26 protein-coding genes are annotated in these 23,961 nt (G+C 35.0%); 2 read left to right on the top strand and 24 right to left on the bottom strand.

What is annotated here, in order from left to right:
- Positions 1–2 precede the first annotated feature (2 nt).
- Positions 3–686 (top strand): ABC transporter ATP-binding protein, encoded by a 684-nt coding sequence (locus LC095_RS03750; protein WP_216773383.1) that lies wholly within the window; start codon positions 3–5, stop codon positions 684–686.
- The gene (locus tag LC095_RS03745) at positions 683–3,274 is read left to right on the top strand and encodes an ABC transporter permease (RefSeq protein ID WP_226526886.1); all 2,592 of its coding nucleotides are present in this window, start codon (positions 683–685) and stop codon (positions 3,272–3,274) included. The genes LC095_RS03750 and LC095_RS03745 overlap by 4 nt, the downstream gene beginning before the upstream one ends.
- A gap of 155 nt (positions 3,275–3,429) precedes the next feature.
- Here LC095_RS03745 and LC095_RS03740 read toward each other — a convergent pair whose 3' ends face one another.
- The 24 genes from LC095_RS03740 to nikA all read right to left on the bottom strand — a co-directional run bounded on the left by LC095_RS03740 (position 3,430) and on the right by nikA (position 23,671).
- Positions 3,430–3,600, bottom strand: coding sequence for a hypothetical protein (locus tag LC095_RS03740; RefSeq protein WP_226526885.1), 171 nt, complete (start codon positions 3,598–3,600; stop codon positions 3,430–3,432).
- Between the two features lie 94 nt (positions 3,601–3,694).
- Positions 3,695–4,234, bottom strand: coding sequence for a histidine phosphatase family protein (locus LC095_RS03735; protein WP_226526884.1), 540 nt, complete (start codon positions 4,232–4,234; stop codon positions 3,695–3,697).
- 30 nt (positions 4,235–4,264) lie between these two features.
- Positions 4,265–4,537 (bottom strand): DUF2277 domain-containing protein, encoded by a 273-nt coding sequence (locus LC095_RS03730; protein ID WP_226526883.1) that lies wholly within the window; start codon positions 4,535–4,537, stop codon positions 4,265–4,267.
- Between the two features lie 104 nt (positions 4,538–4,641).
- On the bottom strand, positions 4,642–5,238 hold the full coding sequence (locus LC095_RS03725; RefSeq protein WP_226526882.1) for a DJ-1/PfpI family protein: 597 nt from the start codon (positions 5,236–5,238) through the stop codon (positions 4,642–4,644).
- 138 nt (positions 5,239–5,376) lie between these two features.
- Positions 5,377–5,718, bottom strand: coding sequence for a VOC family protein (locus LC095_RS03720; protein WP_226526881.1), 342 nt, complete (start codon positions 5,716–5,718; stop codon positions 5,377–5,379).
- Positions 5,719–5,744: 26 nt separating this feature from the next.
- The gene (locus LC095_RS03715; RefSeq protein WP_226526880.1) at positions 5,745–6,302 is read right to left on the bottom strand and encodes a pyridoxamine 5'-phosphate oxidase family protein; all 558 of its coding nucleotides are present in this window, start codon (positions 6,300–6,302) and stop codon (positions 5,745–5,747) included.
- Between the two features lie 208 nt (positions 6,303–6,510).
- Positions 6,511–7,215: an SAM-dependent methyltransferase gene (locus LC095_RS03710; protein WP_226526879.1), complete on the bottom strand. Its 705-nt coding sequence runs from the start codon at positions 7,213–7,215 to the stop codon at positions 6,511–6,513.
- Between the two features lie 130 nt (positions 7,216–7,345).
- A complete protein-coding gene (locus LC095_RS03705) occupies positions 7,346–8,041 on the bottom strand; it encodes a GNAT family N-acetyltransferase (RefSeq protein ID WP_226526878.1) in 696 nt (231 codons plus the stop codon).
- 75 nt (positions 8,042–8,116) lie between these two features.
- Positions 8,117–8,944, bottom strand: a complete 828-nt coding sequence (locus LC095_RS03700; RefSeq protein WP_226526877.1) for a squalene/phytoene synthase family protein — start codon at positions 8,942–8,944, stop codon at positions 8,117–8,119.
- A 792-nt stretch (positions 8,945–9,736) separates the two neighbouring features.
- Positions 9,737–11,791, bottom strand: coding sequence for a catalase (locus LC095_RS03695; protein WP_226526876.1), 2,055 nt, complete (start codon positions 11,789–11,791; stop codon positions 9,737–9,739).
- A 194-nt stretch (positions 11,792–11,985) separates the two neighbouring features.
- Positions 11,986–12,786 (bottom strand): GNAT family N-acetyltransferase, encoded by an 801-nt coding sequence (locus LC095_RS03690; protein ID WP_226526875.1) that lies wholly within the window; start codon positions 12,784–12,786, stop codon positions 11,986–11,988.
- A gap of 60 nt (positions 12,787–12,846) precedes the next feature.
- Positions 12,847–13,458, bottom strand: coding sequence for a DUF3267 domain-containing protein (locus LC095_RS03685; protein WP_226526874.1), 612 nt, complete (start codon positions 13,456–13,458; stop codon positions 12,847–12,849).
- A gap of 136 nt (positions 13,459–13,594) precedes the next feature.
- Complete coding sequence (locus LC095_RS03680) at positions 13,595–13,864, bottom strand: hypothetical protein (RefSeq protein WP_226526873.1); 270 nt, start codon at positions 13,862–13,864, stop codon at positions 13,595–13,597.
- 96 nt (positions 13,865–13,960) lie between these two features.
- Positions 13,961–14,629 (bottom strand): HAD family hydrolase, encoded by a 669-nt coding sequence (locus LC095_RS03675; protein WP_226526872.1) that lies wholly within the window; start codon positions 14,627–14,629, stop codon positions 13,961–13,963.
- Positions 14,630–14,746: 117 nt separating this feature from the next.
- Entirely contained in the window at positions 14,747–15,391 is a 645-nt protein-coding gene (locus LC095_RS03670; protein WP_226526871.1) for a lysozyme inhibitor LprI family protein, read from the bottom strand.
- 458 nt (positions 15,392–15,849) lie between these two features.
- The gene (locus tag LC095_RS03665) at positions 15,850–16,560 is read right to left on the bottom strand and encodes a class I SAM-dependent methyltransferase (RefSeq protein ID WP_226526870.1); all 711 of its coding nucleotides are present in this window, start codon (positions 16,558–16,560) and stop codon (positions 15,850–15,852) included.
- A gap of 33 nt (positions 16,561–16,593) precedes the next feature.
- Entirely contained in the window at positions 16,594–16,953 is a 360-nt protein-coding gene (locus LC095_RS03660) for an HIT family protein (RefSeq protein ID WP_226526869.1), read from the bottom strand.
- A gap of 272 nt (positions 16,954–17,225) precedes the next feature.
- Complete coding sequence (locus LC095_RS03655) at positions 17,226–18,191, bottom strand: S8 family peptidase (RefSeq protein ID WP_226526868.1); 966 nt, start codon at positions 18,189–18,191, stop codon at positions 17,226–17,228.
- A 143-nt stretch (positions 18,192–18,334) separates the two neighbouring features.
- Positions 18,335–18,466: a hypothetical protein gene (locus tag LC095_RS26730; RefSeq protein WP_264195905.1), complete on the bottom strand. Its 132-nt coding sequence runs from the start codon at positions 18,464–18,466 to the stop codon at positions 18,335–18,337.
- A 371-nt stretch (positions 18,467–18,837) separates the two neighbouring features.
- Positions 18,838–19,599, bottom strand: a complete 762-nt coding sequence (locus LC095_RS03650; protein WP_226526867.1) for an ABC transporter ATP-binding protein — start codon at positions 19,597–19,599, stop codon at positions 18,838–18,840.
- Positions 19,596–20,396 (bottom strand): ABC transporter ATP-binding protein, encoded by an 801-nt coding sequence (locus LC095_RS03645; RefSeq protein WP_226526866.1) that lies wholly within the window; start codon positions 20,394–20,396, stop codon positions 19,596–19,598. Before LC095_RS03645 ends, LC095_RS03650 begins: the two co-directional genes overlap by 4 nt.
- On the bottom strand, positions 20,397–21,242 hold the full coding sequence (gene nikC / locus LC095_RS03640; protein ID WP_226526865.1) for a nickel transporter permease: 846 nt from the start codon (positions 21,240–21,242) through the stop codon (positions 20,397–20,399). It abuts the gene before it with no gap.
- Complete coding sequence (gene nikB, locus LC095_RS03635) at positions 21,242–22,186, bottom strand: nickel ABC transporter permease (protein ID WP_226526864.1); 945 nt, start codon at positions 22,184–22,186, stop codon at positions 21,242–21,244. The genes nikC and nikB overlap by 1 nt, the downstream gene beginning before the upstream one ends.
- The gene (nikA, locus tag LC095_RS03630) at positions 22,187–23,671 is read right to left on the bottom strand and encodes a nickel ABC transporter substrate-binding protein (RefSeq protein WP_413467454.1); all 1,485 of its coding nucleotides are present in this window, start codon (positions 23,669–23,671) and stop codon (positions 22,187–22,189) included.
- Between the last annotated feature and the right edge of the window lie 290 nt (positions 23,672–23,961).

Genomic DNA, 23,961 nt, shown 5'->3' with positions numbered 1-23,961 from the left:
TAATGAGTATTCTACAAATAGAAAATCTGTCTAAAGTGTACGGTAAGGGAGAAACAGCTGTAACAGCCTTAGATAATGTGTCATTTTCAGTAAACAAAGGTGAATTTGTCGTCATTATCGGTCCATCCGGATCTGGAAAATCAACTTTGCTTCATTTACTTGGTGGTGTAGATCAACCTACCAGCGGTAAAGTATATATCGATGGTACCGATTTATACAATTTAAATGAAACACAGCTAGCTATTTTTAGAAGAAGACAAATTGGATTAATCTATCAATTTTATAACCTTATTCCTATTTTAACTGTTGAAGAAAATATCACATTACCATTGCTATTAGATGAACATAAAGTTGACCAAAAGCAATTTGATGAAATTGTTGAAAAACTGGGTTTGAACCATCGACTCGGCCACTTACCAAATCAGCTATCAGGTGGTCAACAGCAGCGTGTATCAATCGGTCGAGCATTAATAAGTAATCCTGCGATTATGCTGGCGGACGAACCTACCGGTAATTTAGACAGTAAAAATAGTGAAGAAATCATGGAACTATTAAAAATGTTTAACAAAACATTTAATCAAACACTTATTGTCATCACACATGATGAACGGATAGCCCTGCAAGCAGATCGCATCATTTCAATTGAAGACGGAAGAATTGCCAAGGATGAGGTGATTCGTTCATGAATATTGTGAATAAGTTAACAGTTAGACATTTAAAAAAGAATAAAAGAAGGACACTAATAACGTTTATTGGCGTGATAATATCAGTTGCCATGATTACGGCTGTTGCAACCTTAGGTGTTTCGTTTCTTGATTTTATGAAAAGACAAACCATCGCCTCCTCCGGTGAATGGCATGTGCAATATAAGGATATAACCAAGAAACAGCTGGAATCGATCTCAGCTGATGATACAACAAGCAAACTTGTCATTGCGAATGAACTTGGTTATTCTCCTTTAGAAAACTCACAAAATAGGAACAAACCCTACTTATTTATTCAAGAATACAATGAACAATTCTATAACCAATTTCCGATTGAGGTCAGCGAAGGGCGCCTTCCGAAAACTGCAAATGAGGTCATTATTTCTGAAGAGATTATTCATGATGCTAAAGTCAACTACAAAATTGGTGACAAAATCTCGCTGGAAATTGGACAAAGGCTCATTCCAGGAGCAGGCACTCCGTTAACACAAAATGATCCGCTCCAACAAGATGAGGAGACAGGAAAAGAATCTCTACAAATTGAAAAAACGGAAACCTTCACCGTTGTAGGAATAATGAAACGACCTATATTGGAACCGACATGGTCTCCTGGATACACAGTGATAAACTATACAAATTTTACATTATTAACTCAACATGAGTTACTAGATGCCTTTGTTGTTATGAATAAGGTGGATGGATCACTGTATAACAAAGTAGAAAAGATCAAAAAGGAAAATAAAATCGACAAAGTGGAATATAATGATGCATTACTGCGCTATTATGGAGTTACTGATAATGATAATTTGAGAACAACCTTATTTTCTCTAGCCACAATTATTATGCTCGTCATAATTATAGGTTCAGTAGCATTGATATATAATGCTTTTGCCATAAGTGTTTCCGAACGGGCAAGACATTTAGGCATGCTTTCAAGTGTAGGTGCTACGAAAAAGCAAAAGCGTAACTCTGTATTTTTTGAAGGCAGTCTTATTGGTTCAATAAGTATCCCAGTTGGAATCATTGCTGGACTTGGTGGGATTGCTGTTACCTTTTGGTATATCAACACATACCTTGAAGGTGCTTTAGGAGATGGTACTGAACAGCTGGAAGTTGTTGTGACACCCTATTCTTTCCTTATTGCTTGTTTTGTTTCGATCATTACAATTTTCATCTCAACTTATTTACCTGCACGAAAAGCATCAAAAATCTCAGCCATTGATGCCATTCGTCAAACACAGGATATTAAATTAACAGGTAAAACGGTTAAAACATCTAAACTTGTGCGAAATATATTTGGGATTGAAGCCGAAATCGGCTTAAAAAACGTAAAGCGTAATAAAAAAAGATATCGGGTGACTGTTTTCTCACTTATCATAAGTATTATTCTCTACTTATCTGTCTCTTTTTTCACAGATAGCATAAGTAAATCTGCCGAGCTTTCACAAGATGGAATTAATTATGATATTCAAGTATCTGGAAGTAACATGACAATCGATGAACTAAAGCCTTTCTCCCATTTAGATGATGTCACTGATGCTAGTGTACAAACTAGAATTCAACTAAACGCAGACATCCAAGAAGAATTTCTTCCCGATTTATTAAAGGAGATGATCGAAAAAGATAACCTTCCACTCGATAATGGAAAGTATGAGTATTATGTAAATTTGTATGGTTTAGATGAAGCAAATTTCCGAGAATATGCGAAATCAATTGGAACAGATGGAGCAATTTTCACAGATACAGACAAACCAAAAGCTATTGTTATCGACAAAATTTCCTATCAGGATTTTAACACAGGTAAATTTATTGAAACGAACTCGATTGAAGCAAAACCCGGTGAAAAGATCGATGTCGTTTTAAAGAACTATGAGACAGAGGAGCATGTGTTATTACCTGAACTAAAAATTGGAGCATTAACTGATCAAGTCCCATTTGGAGTCATTACATCTCGCTTGGGCGGTTTAGATATTATCGTACCACAAAAAACGTTGAACAAATTAACAAGTGGTAATGAACAAGTAAAACAAATGGTTGAAACATATCTATTTTTAAATAGTTCCGATCCACTAACAACACAAAAAGAAATCGAAGATGCCACCTCTTCTGATGTATATATTTATAATGTCTACAAACAAAAACAAAATGAACAACAGCTTATCCTATTTCTTTCTGTATTTACGTATGGCTTTATCGCTTTAATCTCGTTAATTTCAATCGCAAATATTTTCAATACGATCTCTACAAGCATTTCATTACGAAAAAGAGAATTTGCCATGTTAAAATCTGTTGGGTTAACTCCAAGAGGATTTAATAAAATGATTTATTACGAGAGTATTTTTTACGGTGTAAAAGCATTATTATACGGCCTACCAATAAGTGGAGTTGTGATGTTCCTTATTTATTGGTCATTACAACGGACATTTGAATATGGTTTTCAGCTTCCATGGTTGAATATCTTATTCGTAATTGCTGCGATTTTTATTATCGTTGGCTCTGCTATGCTTTATTCCATCCAAAAGATTAAAAAAGAAAATATAATTGATGGGTTAATTCAGGAGAATATTTAATAGTTAGCCAGGTGGTCATTAATTATCCACCTGGTTTTTCCTACTGCCTTAACCTCCTCTAAATATATGAATCCCGGACTTTCATTCTTTAAACATAGTGGTTTTAGGTTCTACTTTTTGAACGGAGTAATAAAAGAAAACTCGATTGTTGGAAATTAGTCTGTTCCGTGTGTACCATTAGAATTGATCCCATTTTGATTGATTACTTCCCCCAGCTTTTCATCTTGTATATTTTCATTTGGTGGAGCCATCCCAGATTTTTTTTCAAAATAAATAGCTATAGCCCCTATTATTAAAACAGGTATTAGTATGAATAACCAAATCATTAACACACCTCTTTTTATATAAATATATTTCAATTTATATTTCTAACACCATTAGGCACAGAAACCTTTTTCGACACAGTTTTCATAAATCATATCACTTCCATAAGCGCTTATAAGTTACTTTATGATTTTCAGCTTTTAATAAATATACGTCCGGATTGGTTAGATCTCTCCAATCCTCAAAACCAACTTTATTGTTAAAATGCTTAAGAAGTAATGACATTAAATTTCCATGTGTAACAATAATGGTATTTTTAGCTTCATTTTCGAAAACTTCTTCCACAATCTCAACTATTCTGTTCATTGCTTCTTGACTTGATTCTCCGCCTTCATATTTTATTTCCATATCATCATAAGTTACTTTTAATTTATCTAACCAATCAGTAAGATTGTTGCTGCTCAGTACACGCTCAGTCAAATTTTGATTAACTTCAACCTTCAAATTTTGCCTATTAGCCAAAGGTTGAATTGATTCAATTGCACGTTTATAAGGACTAGAAATAATATGGTGTATATTTAGATGAGAAAAGTAACGGGATAGTTCCAAAGCTTGTTTATGACCAATTTCTGTAAGCGGTGATTCAGGATGTTGCCCTTCTGCTTCACAATGCCTAACTAGGTATATATTTTTCATAATTTACACTCCCAATTTATCTAAAGTCCCCTATTTAGTTCCATACCTTTTAGCTGCTTTAATACGAGCACGTTCTGCTTCAACCTCACGATTGCGTGGCTCTGCATTGGTTACAAGTATATTTAGTAGATTCTTAGATACCATAGCAATCTCATTAACTGCCTGATTAAATGCTTCTTCATTTGCCATCGATGGCTTGTTATATCCACTAATCTTTCTGACGTATTGAAGAGAAGCCGCATAGATCTCCTCATCAGTAGCTGATGGGCTGAAATTAAATAGTGTCCGGATGTTTCTACACATTTGTAATACACTCCTTATTGTAATGAATACTACATAATTGTTTTCCACAAAGAATGCCTAATAACCTTTAACTCTACTTAAAATAATATATCTGTGATTGATCGTTACATCGTCCAATCATACTCCATGAGATTTGCAGCTTGAATGGCTCGTTCGTTTCCTAATAATTTTTCAACCACATACAAAGACATATCGATACCAGCTGATACCCCTGCAGATAAAATAATTTTCCCATTATCGATATAACGAGCATTCTCAACGATTACAGCAGATGTAGGAGCAACTTCTTTTAGCTCATTTAGCGCATTCTGATTCGTAGTAAGTCTTAATCCTTCTAACAAATTTGCTTTTGCTAATAATAATGCACCCGTACATACAGATAATACGAGTTCGGCTTCATTAGATTTTTCATTTATCCAGTTGGTGAGATTCCGATTATGCATTTCTTTTCTTGAACCCCAACCTCCAGGAATAATAAGAATATCAGGAGTCGGGCAGTTATGAATGGAGTAGGCGGGGTTTATACTAAGGTTACCTAATGCATGAATAGGGCGTTTTTCCTCTGCTACTGTATACACTGAAAAGTCATGTCCTCTATTGCTTCCTACTAGAAACACCTCATAAGGACCGGCAAAATCCAAGATTTCAACATTTTCATATATCAAAATCGCAACATTCTTTGGTCTTATAGCGCTATTCATTTCATCATCCCCATAAAGTAGTAAAAGCACTTGGTGAAATTCCAAATGCTCTCAATTTCTATAAAATAAAAACATATTTTACATCTCTTATTTAAAGCGCCAAATTGTTAAGGGTCAAAAAATCATAGGTTCAATGAATTATTTACATACCATGATTATATTTCCATCCAGATCTTTAAAGTTGAACCAATGTCCGTTTTCAATTTCAGTTGTTATATGAACATTCTTTTGTTTCAAGTAATCATATGATCCTTTAATATCATCTGTTAGAAGTTGAAAAGCTGGAACTTTATGTATATGTTCTGGTGCATATATTTTACTATCAAGTATAATATTTTGTCCGTTTAACGGAAGAACATATATATGGCCAAAGTGTATTTCTCCATCTATTGGTAAGTCTAATATATCGCAATACCAGTCACGTGCTTCTTCAATGTTACTAACCGGAATAAAAACTCCGCCAATTTTATTTAAAAACAAATTCTTTTCACCTCAATATAGTAAAGTTAAATAAGCTTTTTCCCAATCGGTGTTACGATTCCGTCCATACTTATAGAATTTTTCTTTTTCCAGTAGTTTTCTAAGTCTTGTTCACTTTTATTTTCAGCCCACTTTTGGAGAGTATCCCGCTCACCATTATATGAATAAAAAGGGACACTAAATCCGCATGATGTTTTTACTGTTTCAATTATTGCCTTTACAATTTGACGAGAACCGGGAAGTATTTCAAAATGTTTAGACATATTATCCCATTCAGATGAATCAGGCAATATTATCTTTCCTCTACCATATAGTCGTAGAATCATAGGAGGTCCTTCAAAGGCCAAGAACATAAACGTCACTCTTCCGTTATCTATTAAATGGGCACTCGTTTCATTTCCACTACCCGTTAAATCTAAATATGCTACCTCATTTGGTGAAAGTATTCTCAGAACATCATAGCCTTTTGGAGATATGTTAACATGCCCCTCTTCATTTAGAGGTGCTGAACCTACGAAAAAGATTTTTTGTTTTTTAATAAATTCTTCATGTTTTGGAAGTATAGATGAAAATACAGTTCCCAATGAAATTCCTCCTCGATACACCAATTTAAAAACATTCCATTTAGAGAAGCGTTCGTCAGCGTATTATAAAATATGAAAGATTTTCTCCATACATACCTCTGATGTAAGAATGTAACTAATTATAGACCGTTGTTCTTCAGGACCTTACCATTTCCTCAATGAACGATGCTTAAAAAGGGACACCGCTTCTACGTTGCCCCATTTAGTACTAACCTTTGTGTATTAGTAACATTGAGTTAGCGTTTAACTGGAATTCATAAGGAACTTTTACTTCTTTAACGGTAAAACCATTGTCCTCCAAATAACTAGTTACTTTATCTAAATGTTCATATCTTTTTCCCTCTAAATCCATTAATGGAAAAATTCGGACCTCCTCTTTCGTCACCCTTACCAATTCATTTATTGACTCTATATGAAATTGGTAATCTAATCGATCTCCATACATAAATAGAAAATGTGCAGACAGAAGTATATCAAACTCTTCATTCCCAAACGGTAAAGTGGGCAGTGTAGCAGGAATGTATTTTTTTCCGGAATCTTTCATATCCTTGGAACATTCTTGCAGAGCATTTAAACGATGATTCCTTAGCCCGTCAATATCCTTAAAATAATCCCATTTAAAATTCTTTTGGGCTTTTTGCATATGTTCCATAGCATGATCAATATCCTGAATACCTTTTCTTCTAAGGTCTTCTGCAGAATGAAAATAGGCTATGTCACAAGCTGTTACATCTAAACCTGATCTGTTACCGACTGCTGTAAATGAACAAGCCCCTGCTGGACAATCCAGTATTTTCTTTCCTTTCAAATCTTCAACTGTAAGCAGAAACATATTCAAGTATTCTTCATATGTTCTCCCAATAAAAATGATTCTATCTAGATCTAACTTTGTTCTCTGCTCAACTTCGCTCATCTAATCTAACCTCACCTCATCTATAAGATTACAAACATTTTATCACAATTAATTGGTAACTTTAACCTTTTTTAGCGAGTTTCAATAATAAAAACGCATGACTTTTAAAATATTGTCATGCGTTTTGTAATTAAATAAGGTATTCCACATTTTGAATTTTCATCTTCTTAAGGCAATGATTAAGGACATTTTTATCGATTTCATTCACTAGTGAGTATTTCTCTTTATAAATTGCATAAATAATTTCTGTTACTTCTTCCTTACTTAGTTTAGTTTTGTGTAAATTCTTAATAAAAAGATTAAGTGGTATTTCTTCCACCTTTTCATGAAGTGCTGGTTGTAAATAGTTGATTTCGTCGTATTTTTCATAGTTATTTCTTAAAAAAAATCTATTTCTTTTAATGCAATCTTCCTTTTCTTTCTGAGTATGCACCATTTCTTGTGTTTCAGTTTCCAAAATAATAGCTCTTAATGATGAGTTACCCGCTGAAATGGCATCCTTCTTAAATAACTCTTCTATTTTTAATAGTGTTTTCGTTCCTAACCCGTTACTTCGCACATGGGGATTCGTTACAATATACACAATAAATCCTGTATTCACATTAGCAAAATAGTGCCCTGTTGCAAATGATACAAGCTGATCACCTTCTAACCCAATCAGGAAATGAAAACGATTGGGCTTGTTTAATTTTGCCAATTTCAAACTTCTTAGAAAAACCTCTTGTGGTTCTCTCACTTCAATCGGAAATGCTTGATCATATAAGTTCATAGCCGTATCAAAGTAAAATAAATGACTCTCTGTCATTTCGATCCATTTTATTGCCATGATATATCCATCTCGTTTCATCTATTTCATACTGGAAATTCAACTTGCTCTTTAAACGTTTTAAACAAGATATTATTACAAGTCAGCCTGTACCTCTTGTACGGTCTCTTCTACTTCAATTCGACTGATTTTTTCACGACCGTCTTTTATAGCTTTCAATGTTTTATGAGCGATTGCTAAAGGTAAACGGCAGAACAATAGTATAGGCCTTTTATTGATACTCTTCATATATTCATTTGCCATATTTAAATTTTCATTGGCATATGCCATTAACTCATCCTGAGTCCAACCATTTGGGATAAATCTTACCCCGCGCTGATCCAAATCTTCATCCTGGTTACGCAAAATATTAACTGCCTGTAACCCCCGTCCATATCCAATGGCTAAATTCCTATCTGTTTCAATTCCGTCATGCCATTTCCAAAGATCTGATAACATAACCCCAACAAGACCAGCAACATAATATGTATAGTCATCTAGATCTTCACGTGTTTGGATTTTCCAATTTGCTTTTGCCCATTTCGCCATCCCTGCAGCCATTTCGCTCGTTGCTTCTTGAATATTCTTTTTCGCCCCGTCTGGAGCTAACAATAGCCAATCTGCTAGACGCAATGTCACTTCTGGAAGTACTTCGGAATATGGACCGACTAAAGCACTATATTTTTGATAACTAAAATTATCTTCAAGTAATAACTGGCTTACCTCTGAAAGTAAATAAGCTTTCACATCATTAGGCATTTCTTCGTGGTCTTCAATTTCATCAATAGCACGCATTGCTAAGTAAGCCACTGCTACTGCATCTTTCAATTCTTTCTTTAAAAACATAATCGGTATGTAAAATGTTCGACTTGTTACCTTTAGTACTTCCATTGCCTCTTTAATCAATACCTTTTGTTCATTCATCAATAATCCTCCGTTTAGGTCTGAAATTGGTGCATTCCTTACACAAGCATTTGTCTAGATGGTAGAAGGTGACGAAAAAAATGAACACCATTAACTATAATAAGAATGTATATACTAATGAGTATATCTTTGGTAATATTTCAAAATAGAATCTTACACATCTGATGTAGACTTTCCAATTACATTTCATTTGATTTTCAGAAATAAAATATACCATTTTATTAGCCAATTTCCTCGACTATCTACTAATTCATCATACTAATTATTTCAAATTAATGAAACGAACTCAAATATTTTCTTTAATAAATATACAAAACTTTTCATTTTCCAATTTTATAGTAAATCAGTGTGTAGAGATATTGGTCAATTAATTTGATCAAAAATAAATGTCGCACGATACGTCTGCCATCTGAAATATTCATTTCGGAGGGTTCAACTATGTATAAGGAAGATAGACTTCCTCAAAATCAAAGGGAAGGCATTTTGTTTCTATTCATTATTTCAATTATATAGGTACAAACAAAATAAGCATGGAGCCTTTTCGAAACTTCTTTTACAATTGGTTTAGAAACTTCGGTATAGCATTTTGGATTGAATTGTTACTTGCACAACCTATAGCAAGATTCGCCATGAAAAAATTACATAAAAAACAGACAAATAAAGAAAAGTCAATTAATCTTTAAGCAATGCCACTTCAAGTTAACCGATAGTTATATTCATAGCTATCGGCTTTTTAATAACATGAAATAGAGAAACCCAAGATTAATGGATTCCTCTACTTAAAAATTTTTTTTATTTAGAAACATCACGGTTCCAGTGACGATGACTAGAAATAGCTTGAACAAAGTCCTGAGCAAATTTATTCATATTTTCATCTTCAAGTATTACTCCCGGACTGTCTTCCATCACACCCTTTGGTAGCCAGCTAATGCCTTCACTTGACGCCCCGATGGCTTTAAAATGAGAGAATGCTTCATTAATAAAATAGGTAGCTTGGTCTTTGAATTTTTGACTTACATCTTTTCCACCAGCAGCATAAATAGCATCAAACAGCACTGAATCGCTAGTTAAGAATGTATGATCAACAGTTATTTCTGTGCCATCAAGCCCTTTCTGAATTCCAAGCTTATCACTGATCACTTCAACTATAATTCCTTCTGCTTTTAAAGCATGACAAACCTTTACTACATCATCTCCATTAAAATCAGGACCTATAATAACTCCAACTTTGCGTGTATTCGGCAATATTTTTGTATTTAACTGACTTAAAGCTGGAGAGGTTTTTGTTATGTTTGATCCACCCTCTTTAGGTGGTGTGGCACCAATTGATAATGCAACAGCAGAGGCTAACTCTACATTAACATTCGCGAACATATCAACTACCTGCTGCTGAACAGATTTGCTTTTTACTTTTCCTAACTCAAAGGAAAACGCATCAATAATATGTTCTTTCTCAGGCTCGCTCATGCTGTTCCAAAACATTGTAGCTTGTGAGAAATGATCTTTAAAACTTTCACTTCTACTTTGAACCTTGCGCCCCTCTACTTTTTCCTGATAATGCACATAACCTCCTTCGTCTTTACTTGCAGGATCCGGAGTATTGGCTGCTAGAGAATTTTTATGATAGCTTATCTGTCCAACGTTAATGGTTTGACGACCGTAGCCATCTCGTTGATTATTATGAAATGGACAAACTGGACGGTTTATTGGCAGCTCATGAAAATTCGGACCTCCAAGACGAAGTAGTTGTGTATCTGTATAGGAAAATAATCGTCCTTGCAACAATGGATCATTTGTAAAATCAATACCTGGTACGACATGACCAGGATGAAATGCTACTTGCTCCGTTTCTGCAAACACATTATCTACATTCCGATTTAATGTCATCTTTCCAATGATTTTGACTGGTATATCTTCTTCCGGCCAAATTTTTGTTGGATCAAGTACATCAAAATCGAATTTAAATTCATCTTCTTCAGCAATTAATTGTACACCTAGCTCATACACTGGATAATTTCCGGTTTCGATTGAATCCCACAAATCTCTGCGATGAAAATCAGGGTCTTTACCGGCAATTTTTTGTGCTTCATCCCACACTAGTGAATGAACACCTAAAACAGGCTTCCAGTGAAACTTTACAAAATGTGCTTGTCCTTCATCGTTCACAAACCTAAATGTATGGACACCGAACCCTTCCATCATTCTAAAACTACGTGGAATGGCACGATCGGACAAATGCCACATGACCATATGAGCTGACTCTTGATTATTAGCCACAAAATCCCAAAATGTATCATGAGCACTTGCTGCTTGAGGAATCTCATTATGGGGTTCTGGCTTGACGGCATGGATTAAGTCCGGAAATTTAATGGCATCCTGAATGAAAAAGACGGGTATGTTATTTCCAACTAAATCATAATTTCCTTCTTCCGTATAAAACTTTGTCGCAAATCCACGAACATCTCTTACTGTTTCTGCTGAACCACGTGAGCCAGCTACTGTAGAAAACCGTACAAAAACAGGTGTTTTTACAGCAGGATCTTGAAGAAACTTCGCTTTTGTATACTTTTTCATTGATTCGTATACTTCAAATTCTCCGTGTGCTGCAAATCCACGGGCATGAACAATTCGCTCAGGAATCCGTTCATGATCAAAATGAGTCATTTTTTCACGAAAATGAAAATCCTCCATTAATGTTGGTCCGCGTTCACCAGCTTTTAGTGAAAACTCATCTTCTGACACCTTAAGTCCTTGATTTGTTGTTAGTTTTTCTCCTTCATCCCTAACTCGGAACTGTTCCAATTGTTCATTCTTATTGTTCTCATTCTTTTTTCCGTTGCTTTTCATAGAAACGCTCCTCCCATATGTTCGTTATATGTAAAAAACATTACATTACTTCGTACCCTCATATGAGTGGGAGCAAACGGGACTTTTGAAAGATCTTTATTTAATTATTCATAGAATCGTTTCTTTTTAAGTCATTTATTCAAGTGCTAGTCATTTCTCTTGTTAGTCTGCTTATAACCATTATGTTTAGAAAGTTATATAGATTCATAACGAATCATTGTCCAAAATCCAATATCGCTAAAACCCAATCTCTTGTAAATTTTTCCTGCAGCAGGATTATCGTAAAATAAACAAAGTGATTTCCCCTCTGATAATAATTCATTGCAAAGCTTTTCCATACATTTTGTCGCATATCCTCTACGTTCATAGCCTGGTCTTGTTCCAACACCAACAATCATAGCTGATTGTGAGTTTTCCGCTGTTGAAGAAGCTGAGGCGACCATTACTCCTTGTTCATTTCTGACAATATACGTTCTCCCAGTTTTAAATGCTTCAGCACGTTCTCTTGCTTCAACACTAAAAGTTCCTGTGCTAAATTCAGGTATTGAACGTAACATCTCCACATTTTCTTCATAATTTAAAGGCTGTAATTTACCTACTTGTTTCATTTCAACTTCAGAAACCTCATAACTTAAACTTGTGCATTTAGCATAATATGTTTCACTATGTTTTCTAACCTTTCTATTTATTAATCGTTGAAGAGGCTCCACTACATGCTTTAAACCACTTATTTCTATTTGATCAGGGTTATTGTTAATAATTTCTGCAAATCCCTTTATATCATAATTTTGTTCACTAAAGGGAATATAATTTTTGTCGTAACGTAATAAAACAGCAATTAATCTGTCGCCTTGAAATTGTCCCCAAATTTCCTGAATATCAGAATCATACCCAAATGCTTCAATATCACCTATAATAAATAAATTTTCTGCCGGCTTATGACCAATTAGCTCCATTACTTCTTCATGGTCTTCTTTATTTAATTTACGAATCATTTAACTCCCCCCATATATTCGCCATTATCTGGATAATAGTTTACATTTACAATTTTTTGTTTATTGTACCTGTTTCCAATAAGTATATGGTCCGTTACTTTTTAGAATTGCATTTTTTGGTATCTGTTTCATGATAAGAAGGAGATTAAGCATATCAACTGATGACGCCAATGAGTTTAGTAGAATTAAAAACTTCAATGTTGGTGTTAACAATCCAAACACACTTAATAATAGTGGCAGAATGACTGAAATAATGATGAAAGGAGCAATTGTAATGAGAATATATCTTGATTTTGATATCTCCTCTTCTGTTATCACAAAACCACCAAACATCGTTATCCCTACAAATGTTTTGTCTGATTCAATAAATTTCGGAACAAAAACCAAATGCAGGAATTCATGAAGGACCAAAAGTAAGAATAACCATAAAATAACAGATAGGTTGATTGTTAATGTAAATGAATCAGATGTCAGTCCGAAATCGTTTAAAGAAATTGTGGAAAAGATATTTATTACTCCAATCGTAATCATTGCATTGACCAGCATTAATGGGACAGATAACAAAATAGCGTTACCTACATTCTTAGGTTCTTTCATCGGTACCCAACCATTTCTAATCAGGTCCATATGAATACTTTCTTTACTTTTTGGCAACTTTTTTAGTATCTTCATTAGACTCCCCCGTAAATAAGCAGTGATTTTCAAAATCATTAATTTATTTTAACATAAATATCCAATCCCCTTGAGAAGTTATTTCAGAATATCGCTTAAAAATAAAAAAGCATCTATCCTTTATTAGACTATTTAATTAAAGTGCTTGTTTGGACACCAACTTTTTATATGAGAAAATAATCCAACCACAAATAACCGCTACAATAATAAATGTTACTACATATAAAAAAGGGGAACTACTATTGCCAAAGGCTACTTCATTCTGATGTATTTCAACCTTTTCCCACGCATCCACTATATCCGGTTTATAATTTCTTGTTTTTATATAACCGACCATCATCATAGCAACCATATAGGTGACATGAATGACAATTGAACCTATAATTGCTTGAATGGCTGTTTTCATTTTTGAATCACCTTCCTCACATACTATAAGGTTATTATTACTACTATAGCTCAATCCTCAATAAGTCTATGTTTCAATTATCTTTAAAGTTTCAACTTAATGTCCGTTTAATTTTTTGATGATTAATACCAGCTCTGCCAAATCATTTACTGTAAAATCAGCTTTAACACATTCCCATCGATCATTTTTTTTCCAAATTCCTTTCATTCCAACATTTTGAGCAGCATTAACATCATTTTTAGGATGGTCCCCCAAAAATATGCTTTGATTAGGTGATACTTTAAGTTGTTCTAATGCTCTTAAGAATATTTTGGGGTTAGGTTTTCTTATTCCTTCCCATTCCGATATCAGGATCACATCAAAATAATTTTCAATACCTAATGCTTTAATATTGTCCTGTTGAAATTGGCCATATCCATTTGTAATAATCCCTAAATGAAGATTGCTGCTCTTTAATTCTTCCAACATTTGAAATAAGTTTTTAAATGGAACACAATTATCTTTAAATTCATTGATATAATCTTGAAGCAAGCCTTCCCATGTTATTCCGAATAGTTGGAATTCCTTTGTTAACTGTTGATATACTTTATCCTTCCAAATATACCCACCGTTGTCGAGTTCTATAAATCTTGAAATGTATGTCTCTTTTGGAATATGACCTAACCATTTAACTAATCGCTGGTACTGATTATCAATGAACCACTTTAATGACTCATCCCGATTTAACAAAGTCCCGTCTAAATCAAACAAGACAGCCTTGATCATTTATCCAACTCCCTATATTATCGGCTCTGTAATTATCCTTATTTTACCACTAAAAGTTCACAAGGTAAGTAAATATTAAACGTACGTTTTGAATGAAAATAATTATAATATTTAACTTTATTTCATATAATTCGCAACCAGCTCATAGCATCTTTCTCTTGTAAGACTTGCTTGTGTCGCCACATATTCTAATGATTCTGTCGATCCACCTTCATATCTGAGTGAAGCTTCTTTTGCGGCTTCATCTCTGTGTGTTACCCAGTTCCTCTGTTGTTTTCTTAACTCTTCCATTTGATCTGAGTCAAGCTGATCTTTTAACACTCCATAGATTTCGTTCAATTCCTTATCCCACTTTTTATATCTTTCCTCTTCTTGTTCTTCCATCTCTACCGTTGTTGTTTTAGCTTCTGTGTATCGGTCTGATTCTTCCATTTCATTTAGTTTCTTGAGGTATACATCCTTTTTACTTTCCATCATTTCATTGCTATTATTATCGGATTTCAATAGCTCACCATCTTCATTACTTGTAGATGTTTTTTTTGACATATCTTCTTGTTCTTCTAGCTGATTTTTGCCGTTTTTCTCACCAAAGGAGTTTACTGTTTTCCTTTCATCTTTATTTGTTAAATCACTATCAGTATTAAGAGCGGAGTTATTATTCGAAGATTTAGCATTTGATTCAACAGATGACTCTCCACACGCTGTCAAAAAACCTAATCCAACTGAAATAAATACTATTAAATATTTACGACTACTACTCATTTAAAATCTCCCTTTTATACATATAATAAATTCATTAAAATTAACGGTGGATATCCAGCCTCCCCTAAAAAATATATAGCTAGTGTAAACATTAACATAAAAAACGCAGTTAAAATTATAGGCAATGATAACAATTTATTTGTATGGTACTTTAATATTAGTACTCCTACTATAAGGCTTGTTATACTTAGGAATAAACACAAGATAGCACCTACTACATTAGTCATTTCAGATAAAATTGCACTAAAATACAAAATTAGGAACGCGAATTGTAGGATGATTCCTATTGTAAATAAACTTCTCCACATGACATCCTCACCACCCAATCAGTCAATAATTAATTCCCTAACCTTAACCACTATTGTTTCAAATTTCCTGCCACTGCTCAACTATTTAATCCAAAGCTAACTAAAAAAAGCACTAACCTTATATAAGGAAAGTGCACGATTATTGGTTTTTTATTGTTTCTTAATCGCCTTTATAATCAAAAAATTAGGCTGTTTTATTAGCTGTTCATACCTCTCGGGATTTAGTGATTTAAACTCTATTGTAGGCTTAGGTTCGACTATTCCTTCAATCGAAAAATATTCCAGTGTTTTATTTATTATTTCATTCAATGGCCTTCGGTAAAAAGGAACATCAATTAATTTTCCTTGCCTTTCCCACTGGTCAATAATTAGCTCTTTAGAAAAATACTCTTGATTTTTGGAGAATTTAATATCCATGAATGGATGGTGTATGGAAAATTGTAATATCCCTCCTGGTTTCATCATCCTATGAAATTCACTAAAGGTCTTATCCCAATCTTTTATATAGTGAATGACAAGTGAACTGATTATGTAATCAAAAGAATCGTTTTCAAAAGGTATTTCTTTTTCTAAGTCTAAATTTAAAACTTTCGCTCTGTTTCCTACACGTCGCTGAGTGGCTGCTACCATTTCCTTACTTATGTCAGTTGCGGTTACTTCTGCACCAAGTTCTAGTAACTTCGCTGTATACCAGCCTGCAGCGCAACCAGCATCAAACACTTTCATATTTGTTAAATCGGCTGGGAGAAGATTTACCATTGCAGGTCTTTCATAATAAGCATTATATGCATTTTTTGTATCAACATTATGTTCATAATCGCTCGCTAGCTGGTCGTAAGCTGTTTTTACGCTTATTTCCATATCTATCCCTCTTCTCTATATCTATCAAAATTGTCAACACCAAGTCCCATCTTTATATTTAATACGGTTTCCATAATGCACATGCCAATGTAGATGCTTATTACTCTGATACTCTCCAATATTAGTCGATACCGTACAAGCACCATATTGATCATTTACTTGTTTTGACACGATTTGAATGACTTGAAATAAATCATCAAAGATACTTCTTTCATTAATATTAATGTCTACTAAAGATGTGATATGTTTTTTGGGGATTACAACGATATGTACATCATAAAAAGGACGAGTATGATAAAAGGCTAAAGTTTGATCGGTCTCTAAAACTATTTCAACCGTCGTCTTACCGCTTAACACCTCGTCACAATAAAAATCTTCAACTCCATTCGCCATATAACCAACTCCATTTTCTCTTTTTACTATGATATACGGTGAATCTGTTTTTTCTCCTTCTTATTTAAAGATATATATGCATTTTATTTCATTAATTATTGTTACATTTATCAATTACAGGTAAAAGTAAGGTACTCGAGTCGTTAGTTCGCTATTATTAAATCTTTGATATTCAAACTCTCCTTTCAGGCCCTAATGAAAAAGAGCACAAGCTGCGCTCTTTTTTAATTTCCTTATCGTATTTTAACTTAAACAATGTGTTTCTTTACTTGTTAGCCGCTGGCTGTTTGTACTGTTTTGGTCCGGGAATCGAGGCCTAAACCCATATCCAGCAATCCGTTCCCCTGGTAGCGCCTACTGTAATTTAATGAGACAGTTCTTTTAATTAGTTGAGCGTACACTTCAGCCTCAGTCAGAGAACGGTCAAATTCTTTTTCACATTGTTCAATAATAAGAGCAACAGCTCCTGATACATGTGGGGTCGCCATAGAAGTTCCAGATAAGACGGCAAATTCATTATTGAGATATGTTGAAATAATTTCTTCACCAGGTGCAACAAGATCGAGCACCTTATTCGTATTGCTGAATGTTGAAATCTCCTTCTGTAAATTAACCGATCCTACCTGTACAACTTCAGGATATGCTCCCGGATAGGCAAACTCATCTGTTTCATGATTTCCATCCCCTTCATTACCGGCAGCACATACGATAAGAATTTCTTGGCTAATCGCATCTTGAATAGCCTTATGAAGATCTGGATGATCCTCTTTTCCCCCTAAAGACATCGAGATTACTCTTACTCGTTCACCATTTGGTCCTCGCCATTTTGTTGCATAACGAATGCCCTCTGTAACCCATTTTGTTTCTCCATAACCTTGACCTGAGAGCACCTTCAAAACAAGAAGCTTTGCTTTAGGTGCAACACCTACTACACCTCTATCATTTTCTTCAGCACAAATCGTCCCACATACATGGGTACCGTGCCCATTATAATCCTTTATGTTTTTTGGATCTCCCATATCATCTGTTGTAAAATTATACACATCAATAATTTGATTTTGAAGCTCGAAATGACTGGAATCACATCCTGTATCAAGAACAGCAATAACATTTCCATTACCAAAATAACCTTGCTCCCATGAACTAGGTGCACCGACTAATTTAATACCTGGTGGAATAATTTTTGTATCTTTTAATACAGTTTGAATAGTAAAAGGAATTAATCCAACTTTACTCATTGTGATTCCTCCTTTATTAAAAGTGACATAATTCCATATATCCTTATTATCCAATAAAACTTCTGATAATTTTATTTTTTTCGCACCTTTTGTTATAATTTGTATTATAATTTACTTGTAAGCACTGTTTATTGACGTCTTCCTTATAGGAGGCGTCTTTTCTTTTTTGACTTTCTTTTTAAATCATCTATGTTTTTTAACCCTATTGTGATGGAAGAGAAAAGTGTGGCAGCAGCAACTAACAATTTGACAAGAAGCTCTAACCACTCCAACACGAATACCACCTCCTTTTTACACAAATAGCCCTACACAGTAACAGGATGACTGGTAAGGCTGGTTTTCGAAATGAAGAAGACTCTCACTTGGAAATAAGGATATTTATGGAATATATGTCAAGTTTTATTTTACCATGACCAAGCTTAATTAGCATTACTATTATGAATTTTCATACAATTATACTGTATACTCGAAAAGAAACCCCTTACTTAATACCTACAACCGCTAATTAAGTATATTTCTTTATAATTAAAATACATATAATTTGCTTGGAGAGAATTTCCTAGAATTAATCAATTTAGGTTTATGTCATTAAAGCAGCCCGTTACAAAAACATTCAACCCCTACTATTAAATACCAACCCTTCAAATTAAAAAATAGACACCAGCTCTTTTGTATAGGGATGACGATCATCACTAAATAGATGCTCTTGATTAAATTGATCCACAATCTCGCCTGAATTCATGACTATTATCCGTTGGCTCATATGGCTAACTGCTGCAAGATCATGGGAGATAAATAAATATGATAGATTTAATGTTTCACGAAGTTCAGTGAGTAAATTTAAGACAGCCTTTTGTGAGATAACATCAAGACTTGCAGTTGGCTCATCTAATACAATGAGTTCCGGCTCTATACTAATAGCACGTGCAATCGTTACACGCTGCTTTTGTCCTCCACTTAATTCATGTGGATATCGATCAGCCAATTCTGAAGGCAATTTAACAGCATCAAGAAGCTGAGAAACAAACTGCTCCTTAGAGGTGTAGGAGAAATGGTTAAGGTTCAGAGAGGTTTGATACTGTCCATAAGGATCAATTAATGAATCTTTTATTTTCAGCTTAGGATTTAATGCAGCTGAAGGATTTTGAAAGACAATTTGTATTTTTTTACGATAAGGATGCAGACGGCGTTCATCCAATTTTTCAATTGATTCACCCTGAAAAGAAATGGTGCCGCTGTCTATTTTTTCAACCCGTAATAAACAACGGGCCAACGTACTTTTCCCACAGCCGCTTTCTCCAACAAGTCCAAGACATTCACCCTTATTCAAATCAAATGACACATTATTCAGCACTACTTTTCCAGACTTAAATGTCTTCGTCAAATCTTTCACAATAAGCAGACTCATACATGCTTCACCTCCTCTAATCCTGACCGCAGACCACTACCTAAAATAGGTGCAGCAGAGATAAGCTGCTTTGTATAAGGATGACCGGGATGGTCAAGGATACGATGCTTATTCCCTTTTTCAACAATTTCGCCATCCTTCATGATCGCAAGTCGATCTGCATACCGCCTCACATGACGCCAATCATGGGTAATAAATAAAATCGTACAACCTGTTTCCTTTTGCCTACTAGCCAATAACTCCAGGATTCTATGTCCCGAAACGCTATCAAGAGCAGTTGTCATTTCGTCAGCTATAATTAAGTCTGGTGATAACAAAAGAGCGATTGCAATGGAAACCCTTTGGAGTTGGCCTCCACTCAATTGAAATGGATAACGTTTGTATAATGTTTTATCTAACCCGACAGATTCCAGAGCGTCAATGGAATATTGTTTTCTTTCTTTTTTATCCTTTAAGCCATGTGTTTTCTGGTATTCGTCAAGATGCTGACCAATTGTTCGAAAAGGGGTAAATGAGCCCTGATAATCCTGGAAAATATACGATATTTTACGTCCTCGAATGTTTCTCATATCTTTTTGTTTGTAGGTCAGCAGATCCTGCCCTTTAAAAAGGATTCTTCCGGTTACCTTTAAATTCGGCGACAGCATTTGCCCGATTGCCTGAGAAAGTAAACTTTTACCGCTACCACTTTGACCAACAAGCGCAAACCATTCTCCTTCTTTAATCGAAAGAGATACAGTATCTACAATATTCTTTTCTTTGCTCGCAATTGATAGTTGTTCAATCGATAATATCATTTACCGCACCTCTTTCTTCACATCAAAAATATCTCGTAAATAATCCCCCAACATATTCGTTAACAGCACAACAAGTACAATAGCCAAACCAGGATAGACCATTAACTCAGGTCTTGATTGAAAATAAGAACGAGAATCGTTTAACATCGCACCCCACTCAGGCGTTGGAGGCTGTACACCGAGACCAATATAAGAGAAGGCAGAAATTAGCAAAATAATCTTTCCTAAATCAAGGCTGGCGAGGACCAGTACATGACCAACGATATGAGGGAACAAATGCTTTCGCATAATTTTCCATGAGGAAAGTCCGTTAATTTTCGCGATTAAAACATATTCCTTCTGAGACTCCGATAATACTGTACTTCTTACTAACCGAGCATAACTAACCCATTTAACAAAGACGATTGCAAGCACCAGGTTACCAATTCCCGGGCCCATAAGACCGCTTAGTACAATCGCGACAATTGTATCTGGAAATGATAAAAACCCGTCAGCAATACGCATAAAAATCTTATCAACTATACCTCGTTTATAGCCGGAAATTAGACCAAAAGGGACACCGATGATGAGCGCAACAACCAGTGCCAGTAAGCTATACCCTATAGTCTGCTGTCCACCCAGCAATAACCTTGTCAATACATCCCGGCCAAGTTGATCCGTACCAAGCGGATGCTGAAAACTCATTCCCAAAAGCCGAGCATCTAGATTTGTCAAGAAAGGATCATGCTTTAAGTATAGGAAAGTATAGATGATCATACCCAACACCATAATGATGGCCAAAAGGAGCACGATCATTTTCCAACTGTATTTTTTCACTTTCATTAACTGTAATGACATTGCTTTCATCAGTTGGTCTCTCTTTCTTTTAATTTCAATTCAGGATTTAAATAGCGATACGATAAATCTACACATGTATTTACGATAAAAACGATTATCGCCATAATTAAAATATATCCTTGAATAATCGGATAATCTCGTTGACGAATGGCATCGATCACCATCTTCCCGATTCCCGGATAGGCAAATAATACCTCAATAACGACGACCCCGCCGATTAGACTTCCTAAACTAACCCCAAACACTGTAATAACAGGTGGGAGACTATGGCGAAAAGCGTGCAGCACGAAAATACGTCTTTCTGACAATCCACGTGCTCTCGCTGAACGAACAAATTCCTGACTCAATGAATCTAGTAAACTTGAACGAAGTAAACGAACGTAAACACTTGAAATAGCTAATCCAAGTGTTAACGAAGGTAAAATCATCGACGAAAACCCGTCCCGGCCCATTGTAGGGAACAAGCTAAATCGTACGCCAAAAAGATCAATTAAAATTAATCCTAACCAAAAGCTTGGTACAGCAGCACCAAGAATCGATAATGTACGACTCACTTGATCAATCCAGCTATTGCGATAAAGAGCAGATAGCGAGCCTAACGGGATCGCTACAGCCAGCATGACAACTAACGAACCTACCGATAATTCAATTGTGGCTGGTAGACTCTGCAAAAACATTTCCATAACAGGTTGTCCTGTGACATAAGATGTTCCTAAATCCAACTGGATAAATTTCATTAACCAAAGTCCGTATTGAGCAAGCAAGGGCTTATTAAAGCCCATGTCTTCTCTCAATTGCTCCACCTGCTCCTGACTAACAGATAACTCATCCACATTTAAAATCGTTAAGACAGGATCACCAGGTGCCATTCGTACAAATAAAAAACTAACAAATGTTAAAAACAACATAAAAAGAAGTACTTCAAAAAATTTTCCTGCAATGATTCGAAGCATTTACTTCACATCCAATTTATTTGTGATCATGTAATATTCACTACGAGTAGTCACCCAGTTTTGCACCTTGTTTTCGTTATAAGCAACAATTGTAGAAGGATGTAAAACAAATGAGTTTATTACATTTTCGTGAACATAATCAGCTGCCTGCTCTGCAAGAACAGCACGGTCTTCCTGGTTTACCGTTTGGTTTAGCTTATCAATTATTTCTGTTAATTTTGGCTCCTCGGCACCACTAAAGTTAAGAGCACCAGTTGGATGATAAGTGGCATTTAAATAATAGCCCGCATCTCCACGAGGAGCTGTTAAATTACTATATGTAGCCAAGTCCCAATCACGATTTGACGCCATATATTCTTCAGGAATATCTATCTGACGAATTTCTACATTGATTCCAATTTGTTTTGCATCTGATTGGAATACTTGAGCAATTAAAGGTAAATCTGCTCGTGCACTATAGGTTAATAGAGTAAAGTTAAGCTGCTCCCCATCTTTTTGCATCTTTCCATCTTTAAGTGTGTAGCCCGCATCCTCTAAATACTTAACAGCTGCTTCTTTACTACCTGTTTCACTTTGATCATAAGATGGAGCAAACGGTAATGAAGGGGCAAAAGGACCGACAGCAGGTTCTGCATAACCTAATAGAATGGTATCCACAATCTTTTGACGATCAATCAGCGCATTAACAGCACGACGAACATTTACATCCTGTAAGCTTTTTCGCTCCATATTCATGGTCATCTGATGAACGCGGAATGTCTCTGTTGCTTCCACCTTCATGCCTTCTTGTTTGCTTAATGAATCTAAGCTTTCAACCTCTGGACGATACACAATATCCACTTCTCCTGACTTAAGAGCAAGAGTTCTGGCATTTGCATCCTCGTTAAAGGCAAACGTAACAGAATCAAGATTTGATGGTCCGTCCCAATAATCATCATATCGTTCAAGCTCCAGCTTGCTTCCCGGCTCAAATGATGTTAAAGCGAAGGGTCCTGTACCAATAGGATGATTTATAATGTCTTCTTCTGTAACATCTATAATAGATACATTCGGGTTTACAAGTTCAGAAATAAATTCAGGGAAAGGCTGCTTTGTTTTGATATTCAATGTATATCCGTCTGCTTCAATCGTGTCGATTTTCAATGCATTTTGAATTGCAACACTTTCTTCAAGAGCACGCTCAAGAGATGCTTTTACCGCATCAGCATCCATCTCTTTTCCATTGTGAAAGGTAATTCCTTCACGAAGATTGATTGTCCAATTAACTCCGTCATCACCGCTCCAATCCTTCGCAAGCCAAGGAGCAATGGTTAAGTTTTCTTCATCCAATCTTACTAGCGTCTCGGTTATTCCCGCTCTTAGTGGAACATAGCTTGTATCAACATGTGGATCAAGAGAATTCGTTGAAAAATTATACAGAAAACTAATATGCTTACTATCTTCTTTTTGGTTGCTATTACTTGCGTCCGTGCAAGCTGTTAACATGCTTGCAATAATCAATACGACGCCAAGCTTCATCATCATTCCACTTATAGACCATTTTTTACTACTTAAAAATTCCATGATTATACTCCTTTTACAATCGTAATAATTCCGTTTTAAATAATATCGTAATAATTACGATTTATCAAGTGCTTTTATATTTTAATAGAACTTTATTCAAATAACTTTAAGAAAAGCTGGTATTCAACGATATGATTCAATCTAATGAAACTTTACAATCAGCTAAGGTTTTAACAAGAAGCGCCTACGTCTCCAAGCCTTGTCGCTAAAAA

The sequence above is a fragment of the Metabacillus niabensis genome, from assembly GCF_020524345.1.
GTDB lineage: Bacteria > Bacillota > Bacilli > Bacillales > Bacillaceae > Metabacillus > Metabacillus niabensis_B.
The sequence above is the reverse complement of the archived record's forward strand: the minus strand, read 5'-3'. Positions and strand labels throughout refer to the sequence as shown.

What these genes read in the sequence shown, in the direction of transcription:
- LC095_RS03670 (WP_226526871.1), bottom strand. Translation starts at nt 15,391, where the DNA reads ATGAGTAGTAGTCGTAAATATTTAATAGTATTTATTTCAGTTGGATTA.
- LC095_RS03665 (WP_226526870.1), bottom strand. Translation starts at nt 16,560, where the DNA reads ATGGAAATAAGCGTAAAAACAGCTTACGACCAGCTAGCGAGCGATTAT.
- LC095_RS03660 (WP_226526869.1), bottom strand. Translation starts at nt 16,953, where the DNA reads ATGGCGAATGGAGTTGAAGATTTTTATTGTGACGAGGTGTTAAGCGGT.
- nikC (WP_226526865.1), bottom strand. Translation starts at nt 21,242, where the DNA reads ATGAAAGCAATGTCATTACAGTTAATGAAAGTGAAAAAATACAGTTGG.
- LC095_RS03740 (WP_226526885.1), bottom strand. Translation starts at nt 3,600, where the DNA reads ATGATTTGGTTATTCATACTAATACCTGTTTTAATAATAGGGGCTATA.
- LC095_RS03730 (WP_226526883.1), bottom strand. Translation starts at nt 4,537, where the DNA reads ATGTGTAGAAACATCCGGACACTATTTAATTTCAGCCCATCAGCTACT.
- LC095_RS03685 (WP_226526874.1), bottom strand. Translation starts at nt 13,458, where the DNA reads ATGAAGATACTAAAAAAGTTGCCAAAAAGTAAAGAAAGTATTCATATG.
- LC095_RS03710 (WP_226526879.1), bottom strand. Translation starts at nt 7,215, where the DNA reads ATGAGCGAAGTTGAGCAGAGAACAAAGTTAGATCTAGATAGAATCATT.
- LC095_RS03655 (WP_226526868.1), bottom strand. Translation starts at nt 18,191, where the DNA reads ATGAGTAAAGTTGGATTAATTCCTTTTACTATTCAAACTGTATTAAAA.
- LC095_RS03725 (WP_226526882.1), bottom strand. Translation starts at nt 5,238, where the DNA reads ATGAATAGCGCTATAAGACCAAAGAATGTTGCGATTTTGATATATGAA.
- LC095_RS03680 (WP_226526873.1), bottom strand. Translation starts at nt 13,864, where the DNA reads ATGAAAACAGCCATTCAAGCAATTATAGGTTCAATTGTCATTCATGTC.
- LC095_RS03700 (WP_226526877.1), bottom strand. Translation starts at nt 8,944, where the DNA reads ATGAATGAACAAAAGGTATTGATTAAAGAGGCAATGGAAGTACTAAAG.
- LC095_RS03690 (WP_226526875.1), bottom strand. Translation starts at nt 12,786, where the DNA reads ATGATTCGTAAATTAAATAAAGAAGACCATGAAGAAGTAATGGAGCTA.
- nikB (WP_226526864.1), bottom strand. Translation starts at nt 22,186, where the DNA reads ATGCTTCGAATCATTGCAGGAAAATTTTTTGAAGTACTTCTTTTTATG.
- LC095_RS03705 (WP_226526878.1), bottom strand. Translation starts at nt 8,041, where the DNA reads ATGGCAATAAAATGGATCGAAATGACAGAGAGTCATTTATTTTACTTT.
- LC095_RS03745 (WP_226526886.1), top strand. Translation starts at nt 683, where the DNA reads ATGAATATTGTGAATAAGTTAACAGTTAGACATTTAAAAAAGAATAAA.
- LC095_RS03645 (WP_226526866.1), bottom strand. Translation starts at nt 20,396, where the DNA reads ATGATATTATCGATTGAACAACTATCAATTGCGAGCAAAGAAAAGAAT.
- LC095_RS03735 (WP_226526884.1), bottom strand. Translation starts at nt 4,234, where the DNA reads ATGAAAAATATATACCTAGTTAGGCATTGTGAAGCAGAAGGGCAACAT.
- nikA (WP_413467454.1), bottom strand. Translation starts at nt 23,671, where the DNA reads ATGTTAACAGCTTGCACGGACGCAAGTAATAGCAACCAAAAAGAAGAT.
- LC095_RS03750 (WP_216773383.1), top strand. Translation starts at nt 3, where the DNA reads ATGAGTATTCTACAAATAGAAAATCTGTCTAAAGTGTACGGTAAGGGA.
- LC095_RS03695 (WP_226526876.1), bottom strand. Translation starts at nt 11,791, where the DNA reads ATGAAAAGCAACGGAAAAAAGAATGAGAACAATAAGAATGAACAATTG.
- LC095_RS03650 (WP_226526867.1), bottom strand. Translation starts at nt 19,599, where the DNA reads ATGAGTCTGCTTATTGTGAAAGATTTGACGAAGACATTTAAGTCTGGA.
- LC095_RS03675 (WP_226526872.1), bottom strand. Translation starts at nt 14,629, where the DNA reads ATGATCAAGGCTGTCTTGTTTGATTTAGACGGGACTTTGTTAAATCGG.